Raw genomic sequence first — 9,108 nt, 5'->3', positions numbered from 1 at the left:
TGGTTTGGACGGCGGGAGTGGTGCGGTGACGGGGCAGGTGATCCCATGCCGAAGCCCGCGGCGGCTGGGCGGGCGGGAGGTCCGCGTGTGCGACCATTGCCTGATCCCGGGCGAACTCACGGTGACCGCCGCCAAGCCGACAACGGGCGCTTGGCGCTGAGCCTGAGCCGAATGGCTGCGGCGCGAATCGCTGCAGCCGTAGGCCACGGCCAATGGCGCCCGTGCCGGCCAACGACAGCTTCCTCTTCGGACGGGCTGGCGCCGCCCCCCTGAAGGCGGCGGTCACCCTTGCTGGCGAACCAGCCCGGAATCGATCATTAACTCAAGTCAACTTGCCGCCGTGAAGCCTCGGCGGTCTAGCCTCCCATCAACTCGAACCGTTCGTATGCGTGAACCAGGCACGGTACACGCAGGCATCGTTCCGCCCTGTTGAGAAGAGCCCAGCCATAGTGTTAAATTGGTGCCCAATGAGTACGGGCCAGTCACAGCAGGAGTTTCTTCGAACCGCTAAAGAAGAGCTCGGAATAGATTGGGATACGCTCGCAATAAATGCCGGAATTGCACCGCGCGCACTGAAGAGCTATCGGCTTCCTTCTTCTTCGGCCGGTCACCGCGCTCTTCCTTTCTTGGCTCGAGCAGCCATCGAAGCACTTTTGGCGGACGCTCGCTCCGCTGGAGTCCAGCCTCAGCGAGAGCTCCTGCGCTGCGCCAAGACCGAGCTCTCAGTGACTTGGGATGAATTGGCTAATCGACTGCGCATTAGTCCGTGCACACTTAAGAACTGGCGATTGCCGTCGACGTCTGCGAACTACCGGAAAATGCCATCACTGGCTCGCGCGGCAATCGAGCGGATGATGCATGCTGCAGATCAATCGCCAGCGCCGAAGGCGCTTGACTAAGTACCCAATGAGTACCAAAATGAGTACTATTGCACTCGATGGGCGCGCACCCAAGCTATGGATCGAATGAGCAGCGCCGGCTCGTCTCCCGCAGATACTGAGGTCGGCCATAGCGCCGAGCCGGGCAATTACCTAAGCCGCTGCCAGGTCGACACGCCCGCGCCCTTGGTAGCGCAGGTTTGGCGGCTGGTCAACGAGCGCCGGCCCTGCGCGGGACAGGTTGTGGACTTCGGATGCGGAGACGCGCGGTTCGCGCAGGCCGGCGTGTTCGAGCACTACACCGGCTTTGAGATTGACTCGAAACGTCTGCCTGCGCGCACGCCAGACAAAGCCAGTATTCGCCTGGAGTCCGCCTTCGAGGCTCAGTGCGCGCGCGGCCAATTCGACGTGTGCGTAGGCAATCCCCCGTATGTTCGTCACCACGATCTTGGCTTGTCCTGGATCGAGGCGGCAGAACGTCGGCTGAAAGCCATCGATGGCTACATCGCCGACGGGCGCAGCAACGCCTACATCTATTTCACATGGCTGGCGCTCGATGCTGTCAAGAACGACGGCCTAGTCGCACTCGTCATTCCATACGAGTGGATCAGCCGACCGGCCAGCGGTGCGCTTAGGCGCTACATGCATGCGCAGGGTTGGCGCGTAGACGTGTACCATCTGGAAGACGCTCGTTTCGAGCGCGTTTTAACAACGGCGTGCATTGCGCTGATTGATAAGGCTCCGGTGGACGGGCAGGGCGGCCTGCACCTGCACGAAATCGGATTGGAACTTGACGAATGCCGGCCGCGCGCGCATGTCACCGGCACCGCAGAAGCGCGCTTGTCTTACGAACGCGCCCGCACAGGCACCAAGGCACTACGCGGCTTGAGCCCGGGCAGCCAGGACTTTTTCGTGCTGACAGAAGAGTTCCGGCAGCGTTACCGGCTCCAGCGCGAACGCGACGTGGTGCCGGCTATCACCTCGTTCCGACACCTGAGCACAGACCAGCGCACGCTCACCGAGCGCTTGTTCCGCGACGAATATGTGAATGCGGGACGCCGTTGCTGGCTGATCAACCCTGTGGGCGAGCCAAGCCGCGAACTGACTGGCTACCTTGCCACAGCGACCGCGGAGTTGCGCGCCAACTACACCTGCGCCAAAAGAGCGGTGTGGTGGAAGTCGAGCGTGCCGCCGCCGGCACAGATCCTTTATTCATCGGGATTCAAGACGGCCGCGCCTAAGATGTTCAAGAATGAGGCGGTCGCTGTCCACGTTGGCGCCATCCACGGAATTTACTGTGCGCCGAAAAAGTCTGCGGACAAGTTGTTGACGCAGTTACTGGCCATGGACTTCTCCAAACGTGTCGTTCCGCTGTCGCGAGGGTTCCTCAAGATTGAGGTCAACCAAATGAACGCTGTCCTCAATCAGTTGGTCTCGCCTAAGTAGGCGAGGGCCGTCTCGAAAGGCACTGTGGCACTCATCAGACGAACGCCTTCTTCTCCCAGACCAGCGGCAAGCACTGCTGTTGGCAAACGCGTCGGCCGTGAAAGCCCGAGCGCCGGCGCCAACCACAGCGATAGCTTGGCATCTGGCTTCATCGCATTCGATGTGGAAGCCCGACTGCTGCAAGAGCTCGGCGAGCGTTTGGTCGCATCAGCGGAAGTTGCGCTGCTGGAGTTGGTCAAGAACGCAAGCGACGCCGAGGCCTCGTTCTGCAAGCTCGCCTTGACGCGGTACGACGGCCAACTCGCACTCGTCGTAACCGACGACGGTAACGGCATGTCGGCAGATGACTTTCGCAACCGCTGGATGCGCATTGCCACCAGCAGCAAACGCGAGCCGCGCACGCCGCGTTACCAGCGCATGGTTACCGGCCAGAAAGGAATTGGTCGCTTCGCGATCCGCTTTCTGGGCGGCGCCCTCAAGCTGCGATCGGTGTCTGACACGCCGGACGGCCGCACGGTTCTTGAAGCCGTCTTCGACTGGCGCCGCCTTGATGCGGCAGTGACCCTCAGTAAGGCACGGGTGCCCTATCGGCTAACGCGTGCGACAGACGAAGACGAACTTGGGACGACGCTGACGGTCTGGCGTCTCAAACACGACCTGATTGCGGCCGTTGACAAACAGTTGCTGACCGCGGTGCTCAAGGTGGCCAGTCCCTTGTCGGCCTTCGACCCGGGACCCTTCAAGTACCGGCGCGCCAAGAGCATGCAGGGCGATCCCGGCTACAGGGTGCTGTTCGAGGGCTTCCCGGCGCTCGAGGATCAAGGCGCCGACTTGGCCAAGGGCGTGATCGAGCACGCATGGGCGCGCCTTACCGTGTCGTTAACAGGACAGAAGCTGCGGTACAAGGTCGCCTTCGCAGAAGGCTCTGAAGTGCACAACATCGCTCTGGAGTTTCCCAACAGCATCCAGGCGGGCCTTCACGCCGATATCGCCTTCACGCCCAAGCGCAAAGACGCATTTCTCGGAATTCCACTGCTGCGCAATAAGATCTGGGACTGGATGAAGGAGAACTCAGGCGTCGGAATCATCGACAATGGGTTCCGCATTCGCCCATATGGATTCCAGGACGACGACTGGCTGTTCCTCAACCAGGACGGGGCACACAACCGACGCGACTGGCGCACAGACATTGCCAAGCAACACTTCGCGATCTCGGAGATCGCGCGGGTCCGTCCGAAGCTTAACCCGGCGCTGAACCTGCCAACCGGCTACCAAGTCATCGGTGCAGTATTCGTCTCCTCACGTGCCTCCGACAATCCGGAGGAAGCCGACCTCGTGCCGGCAATGGACCGCCAAGGCTTTCTAGTCAACGGCGCGTACCTACAGATGGTGGAGGCGGTGCGCGGGGGGCTCGAACTGCTGGCTCACTTGGACAAGCAGCGACAGCTGCGCATCGAAGAAGATGCCGCCGAGCGGGCGCGCCGATCGTTGCGATCGGACTTTGCGAAGACGGCAGAGAACCTGCGCAATGACCCCCGCTTGGCGCCGGAAGAGCGGGCGGCGCTCGTGCAGCATTACAGCAAGCTGGCCACGCGCCTGACCGAGCAGGAGGCCTACGACCGCAGCGCGCGTCAGCGCTTGGAAATTGCAGCCGGGCTGGGAGTCGTGGCGGGGTTCATGACGCACGAGGCGGAGCGGCTATTCCTGGCGCTCGACGACGTTGTGCAGGAAATCGGAGCGCACGCAAAGAAGATTCCTGCGCTGGGCAAAGCCCTCGATCGGATCAGGCATTCGCGCGAGCAGCTCGACGGCTACATCAGTTACACGCGACTTTTCACAGACTCGCTCCGCTTCGACGACGTAAAGCCCTTCAACGCGCTGGGGCAGATTGAGTGGGTGGTCGACCATTTCCGTCGCATTCCCGAGAGCCGCGGCATCGACACAGAGATTGCGTGCGAGGACGACGTCATCGTGCCGCCCATTCCGGTTGCAATGTACAGCGCGGTGATTCTGAATCTCTACAGCAACGCCACGAAGGCAATCCTGGCTCGCCAGTCTGATGCGCTGCCGCCGCAGATTTTGATCTCGGCCTGGAACGACGGGCGTTTTCACAACCTGACCGTGCAAGATACTGGCGCCGGCATCCCCGAAGACATGCGTGAGCGCGTCTGGGATCCTTTCTTCACGACAACATCGCGCATCAACAGCCCTCTGGGAACGGGAATGGGTTTGGGGTTGCCGCTGGTGCGCGACTTGGTCGCGCGGGCCAATGGCAAGGCTACCATCGGCGAGCCCAGTCCAGACTTCGTCACCTGCATTCACATCCAAATCCCGCGGAGACCCAATGCCGACTAAGAAGGCGAGCAAAACTGGCAACACCAAGGCGAAGGCAAGTGCAGCGAAGAAGGTGACCTCGACAGCTGCCAAGAGGGTCACTAAGGCTGCCGGCAACAACGCCGGCTTGAGCAAGGCCGAGGAAGCCAAGCCCACCTCTAGGACAGCCGCTGCGCAAACGCCCGTCGCACGGGAGACCGCTGAAAAGCGGGCCGCAGCGAAGAAGGTTGCACCCGAGCCAAAGGCGTCAACGGGCGCTCGGTCATACGCGCTGGCCGCAGGTGGGACAAACGCCATGCCGGTGGTACTGCTCTTCGAAGACGATCCGACCATCGTTGCGGAGTTCAGGCGCCTATGCGAGCCCAAACTAGGCACGACATGCCGACTGGAGGTCTTCCCGTTGGATAAACCACCGTCTAACAGCGACAAGCCCTATGACGACCGCGTCGAAGAATGGATTCGGGGTTGCGCCTTCTACGAGCGCATCGTTCTTATCGTTACGGATCGAGATCTGTCGACGAATTCGCTGCACTGGAAGGGGCTGTCGCAGACGGCCGTCTCCGCCGCCGCCAAGGTGCTCGGACTGCCTGTGGCCGGCTACCGTCGAGTCAGGCCAAACATCATCGACGAGTTCAAGCGTATCCCGGGCGATGGCTTGATTGACCTCTCCCCGGAAGTCAATCTGCGCTCTTCGCAGGTCGCGAGCTTGTCAAAAGGTTTCATCGATCTGCGGCAACGCCTCGAGAACTGGCACGAGAACGGCGACGGTGTTCAAGAGGGCGCCACGAGCAAGAAGCGCAGGGGCGCTCAGGCGACTGCTGCCTCGCCAGGTGCGCTGCTGGCTGGCGTGTTGAAGCAACCGACGGCAGCAGGGCACTTCGACACATTCGCTTGTGGCGACCAAGTGGCAATCAACGAAATTTTGAGGTTTTCGCGTAGTGACACTAATGTTCGAATGTCGGTGCAGGTGCATAGGAGATTAGTCGCAGCGCTGGGGGTTTGGCTGACCGACTTGGTAATGAAGTACCCGGGTGTGTTGGTCAACACTATCGCTGCGGCAAGCTACCTCGACATTCATCCGGACGACTTCGTACGGCCGCAGGTGCAAGAGCTCTTCAAATCCGCACGTTATACGCAGCTACCATTCGAAGACGAAGATGCCCCGCTGTGGTGGCGTCACCTGCTCGACGAGATGCTCAGCGAAGCGGGGTGTTCGAACGGGCGCGAGCTGTGCGGGAAAAGAATGATCAAGAACGTCCGGTTTTGTCCGTGCGATGCGGACAACACTTTGCACGCCGGCTACTACTGCATGGCTACTGGCAAGCCTATCAGCGCTGAGAAGTCTTCCGGCCGCGTGCGGTGGTTCCCGCCAGGAGCCGATCTGGCTCGCCTGCAGGCCAAGACCTACCGCAAGCTGGCTCCTTGGATCGGCTGAGTCGCTCCTGACCCACTAGGACTTCTTCCCCATGCCTAGCCAAGCCCAGATCGACGACTTTGCGCTGTCTGCCAGAACTGCCTACCGGGCCGTCTACAACACGTTTGAGCGCTCGGCGCTTGATGAGGGCGCGGCACCCACCGCGTTGGGCAACGAATGCTTCACCGTCAGCACTAAGAGCGCCACGGTTGAGGTCTTCGGGGCACTGAAGATCGAGCAGTTGGCCGGCCGCCGGCGCGCTGCTGGCAAAGCGGTCCCGCACAATGCGCGCATCGCGGTGGTCATGTCGTCCAAGGATATCTATGCCTTCGACGATACTAAGCCGGCCAATGAAGGGAGTTACCTCCAAAAGGCCTTCGTCAACGTTGGCTACTACAACGTGACGACCAAGCACGGCTGGCAGACGCTGCTCGGGCTGCACTACGATTTCGACAGCCGTGGCGCCACCCAGGCCCATCCGATTTTCCACGCGCAGATGCACGACGGAAGCGCTGGCAAGGGAATTGTCGGTCTGGCGCACACGCCAGCCATCAATGCGCTCACGCAACAGCAGGTGTTTGACAGCGTACGCATCCCGACGGCCAACATGGTCGGCGCCAGTGCGCTGCTAAAACTGTCGGCGGACCATCTATCGCATGATTCCTTCAAGACCCTGCTACAGCGGCTGCGCGGATTGGCGTTTTTCTGCAACTGGCGATGCAACTGCAGCACACTCGATGATGCGAATTCTGCGCGTGACCTCCTGGCAACGGGCTGGTACGGCATGAAGGCCTGAGGCCCAATTCTGGACGCGCCTGCCTGGAGCTCCGGTACTAAGGACGTCTTAGCGTCGGTCTGCGGACCGAGAAGACCTACTGAAGGTCTGCACGACACGATCAGACCACTTACCGTGTGGCGGCGCGCGCCCTGTCGCGCGCTGCATTCTGACGCAGCTGCTCAAGCGTGCCGCTGTCGGAACATCACAAGCCCTATTGCTCTGATTCGCATGTAGCGTGACGGTGTCTTCGCGAATGGCCGGTCGTGGTCGCCGGAATCGTTGTGTTCATAGTCCGCTGGGGGTTGGCGCCGCGTGTCAGCGAGTCGGGAAGCAGTCACCGAGGTCGCGAATGCCGAGGCCTGTTATGGAGGAAGGTCGGCTTCTAGGTCAGACGCCAATCAGCACGCCAGCCGCTCAAAGTCTGCTTCCGGCCTCCGCCAACTTTCGCCCACCGAAGCCGGCTGACGGCAGTCAGTCTGATTCGGCCAGTCGACTGAAAGCGTTGGGTCCTCAGGCAGACGACTAGCGCCTTTCGGCCCCTTTCGTCCCGCCTCAGTACCCACTCTCAAACCAAACCGGCTCCCGCCTCCTCAACGCCGCCAGCAACTCCATCGTCTGCGGCGCCAGCGCGCTGACCGCATACCAGACCGCGTCCCGCCGCGGCTGCCGGTTCAGCCGCAGCAGCTCGTGCAGCGCCTGCCAGCCGGCCCAGTCGACGTGCGGCAGCTTGGCGCGCAGCACCGGCGTCAGGTTGCCCAGTGTGTGCGCCATCGTCAGCAGCCTGGCCTCGACGGCGGCCAGCGTCAGCGCGCTGGCGAAGAGTTCGGGCTCGCCCTGCATCTCGCGCGTCAGCACGCCCAGCTCGGTGCCGGCGTCCATCACGATGGCGTAGAGCGACTGGTGGTACATCGGCCGCGCCGACGTCGTCAGGCCGCCTCGGGCACGCCGGCCAGCGCCGCGGCCACCTCGGCCAGCGGCAGCGCGATGCGCACGATGCCCTGCTCCTCGAGGAAACGACGCTCCATGCGCGTCGGCTCCTCGGGCAGCACGGCCCAGTGCGGGCCGGCGCTGCGTTTCATGATCTGGCGCGCAAAGGCGCGCGGCAGCTGGTCGTCGAAGCGGCAGCCCAGGAAGACGAAGCCGACGCCGGCGCGGCGCTGCTGCACGATCGCCGGGATCGGCGTCTGGATGTCGATCTCGGTCAGCACCTCGACGAAGTCGCTGTCCGACACAAGGTAGTTGGACGCCGGCGAACGCCCGCCCCAGGGTTTGTAGAACACCGTCGCCGCGTCCAGCGGCTGCGCCGACGGTGTGCCGTCGGCCTGGTACCAGCCGGTCCAGGTGCCGAAGTGTTCGCTCTGCGCCAGGCCCTGCACCTCGGCCCAGTCGCTGCGCCCGGCCAGCGCGCGCCGCAGCGTGTCGTCGTACCAGGCGTCGACGATGAACGGGCTGGGCAGCGCCGCCAGCCAGCGGTGCAGTGCCGACGGTTCGGGCGCGGCGGCAAAAGCGGCGTCCATCGCGCCCACCAGCGTCTTGCGGTGCTTGAAGTTCTCGATGAACTGCGCCGCCGCCGTCAGCCGGTTGCGGATCTTGCCCGGCACCGACACGCGCGCCGTCAGCACCGCGGCCAGCTCCAGCGCGTTCGCCGGCGGGCGCGCACCCGCGCACAGCGCGAGCAGGCCCGGGCCGAGGTAAGGGCACAGCGTGCCGGCGGCCAGGCCGTCGGCGACGGCCTCGGGCAGCGAGGTGACGGTGGTGGTGGCGGCGGTCATGGGCAGTCCCTGTGTCAAGCGCGGTCGGCGACGAAGAGCCCGGCGGCGCGCGCCGGGTCGTCGGTCACCTGCCAGCAATGGCCGTCGCTGGCGCCGAGGTAGAGCGCGCGGTGCACGCCGGTGGCCGCCGGCGTCTCGCCGCGCAGGTCGAAGGCGTCGACGACGACGACGCGCAGCGGCGCGAAACGTTCGCGCAGCCGCGCCGCGGCCTGGCGCACGTCGGCGGCGGCATCGGCCAGCGCCAGCGCGTCGGCAAGCGTCGCGGCGTCCATCAGTCCTCCGCCAGCTTGCGGGCTTCGACGGTGATCGGCAGCGTCGTGCCTTCGGCCATCTCGGGCAGGGCCAGCGTCCAGCCGTTGGCCAGCGTCACGGTGCCGCCCCACAGGCCGGGCTTCTCCTGCGCCACCACCGGCTCCTCCAGGTCCTTCTTCGCCACGTAGGCCGAGAGCACCCCGGCGGCGTTGCGTCGCATCATCACTTTCATCG

General features: G+C 63.4%; 8 protein-coding genes. 4 read left to right on the top strand and 4 right to left on the bottom strand.

Annotated features, from left to right (window positions below):
• Positions 1 to 965: 965 nt before the first annotated feature.
• From CKO43_RS18405 to CKO43_RS18390, 4 genes are all read left to right on the top strand, one after another.
• On the top strand, positions 966 to 2,324 hold the full coding sequence (locus CKO43_RS18405; RefSeq protein WP_200379505.1) for a class I SAM-dependent methyltransferase: 1,359 nt from the start codon (positions 966 to 968) through the stop codon (positions 2,322 to 2,324).
• A 135-nt stretch (positions 2,325 to 2,459) separates the two neighbouring features.
• Positions 2,460 to 4,679, top strand: coding sequence for a sensor histidine kinase (locus CKO43_RS18400; RefSeq protein WP_200379504.1), 2,220 nt, complete (start codon positions 2,460 to 2,462; stop codon positions 4,677 to 4,679).
• Positions 4,669 to 6,093 carry a hypothetical protein gene (locus tag CKO43_RS18395; RefSeq protein WP_200379503.1) on the top strand — a complete coding sequence of 475 codons (1,425 nt, stop codon included), beginning with the start codon at positions 4,669 to 4,671 and terminating at the stop codon, positions 6,091 to 6,093. The genes CKO43_RS18400 and CKO43_RS18395 overlap by 11 nt, the downstream gene beginning before the upstream one ends.
• A 31-nt stretch (positions 6,094 to 6,124) precedes the next feature.
• Complete coding sequence (locus CKO43_RS18390; protein ID WP_200379502.1) at positions 6,125 to 6,868, top strand: hypothetical protein; 744 nt, start codon at positions 6,125 to 6,127, stop codon at positions 6,866 to 6,868.
• Positions 6,869 to 7,402: 534 nt separating this feature from the next.
• Here CKO43_RS18390 and CKO43_RS18385 read toward each other — a convergent pair.
• Genes CKO43_RS18385 through nifT form a run of 4 tightly spaced genes read right to left on the bottom strand, consistent with a single transcriptional unit; the run spans position 7,403 to position 9,106 of the window.
• Positions 7,403 to 7,759: a hypothetical protein gene (locus CKO43_RS18385; RefSeq protein WP_200379501.1), complete on the bottom strand. Its 357-nt coding sequence runs from the start codon at positions 7,757 to 7,759 to the stop codon at positions 7,403 to 7,405.
• Between the two features lie 17 nt (positions 7,760 to 7,776).
• Positions 7,777 to 8,622 carry an SIR2 family NAD-dependent protein deacylase gene (locus CKO43_RS18380; protein ID WP_200379500.1) on the bottom strand — a complete coding sequence of 282 codons (846 nt, stop codon included), beginning with the start codon at positions 8,620 to 8,622 and terminating at the stop codon, positions 7,777 to 7,779.
• Between the two features lie 14 nt (positions 8,623 to 8,636).
• Positions 8,637 to 8,894: a hypothetical protein gene (locus CKO43_RS18375; protein WP_200227348.1), complete on the bottom strand. Its 258-nt coding sequence runs from the start codon at positions 8,892 to 8,894 to the stop codon at positions 8,637 to 8,639.
• The gene (gene nifT, locus CKO43_RS18370) at positions 8,894 to 9,106 is read right to left on the bottom strand and encodes a putative nitrogen fixation protein NifT (RefSeq protein WP_200379499.1); all 213 of its coding nucleotides are present in this window, start codon (positions 9,104 to 9,106) and stop codon (positions 8,894 to 8,896) included. Before nifT ends, CKO43_RS18375 begins: the two co-directional genes overlap by 1 nt.
• Positions 9,107 to 9,108: the final 2 nt, after the last annotated feature.

Origin of the sequence: Rubrivivax gelatinosus (assembly GCF_016583785.1) — a bacterium.
Lineage (GTDB): Bacteria > Pseudomonadota > Gammaproteobacteria > Burkholderiales > Burkholderiaceae_C > Rubrivivax > Rubrivivax gelatinosus_B.
The sequence above is the reverse complement of the archived record's forward strand: the minus strand, read 5'-3'. Positions and strand labels throughout refer to the sequence as shown.

Coding starts and splice junctions, on each gene's coding strand:
- CKO43_RS18405 (WP_200379505.1), top strand. CDS start 966: ATGAGCAGCGCCGGCTCGTCTCCCGCAGATACTGAGGTCGGCCATAGC.
- CKO43_RS18395 (WP_200379503.1), top strand. CDS start 4,669: ATGCCGACTAAGAAGGCGAGCAAAACTGGCAACACCAAGGCGAAGGCA.
- CKO43_RS18390 (WP_200379502.1), top strand. CDS start 6,125: ATGCCTAGCCAAGCCCAGATCGACGACTTTGCGCTGTCTGCCAGAACT.
- CKO43_RS18385 (WP_200379501.1), bottom strand. CDS start 7,759: ATGTACCACCAGTCGCTCTACGCCATCGTGATGGACGCCGGCACCGAG.
- CKO43_RS18380 (WP_200379500.1), bottom strand. CDS start 8,622: ATGACCGCCGCCACCACCACCGTCACCTCGCTGCCCGAGGCCGTCGCC.
- CKO43_RS18375 (WP_200227348.1), bottom strand. CDS start 8,894: ATGGACGCCGCGACGCTTGCCGACGCGCTGGCGCTGGCCGATGCCGCC.
- nifT (WP_200379499.1), bottom strand. CDS start 9,106: ATGAAAGTGATGATGCGACGCAACGCCGCCGGGGTGCTCTCGGCCTAC.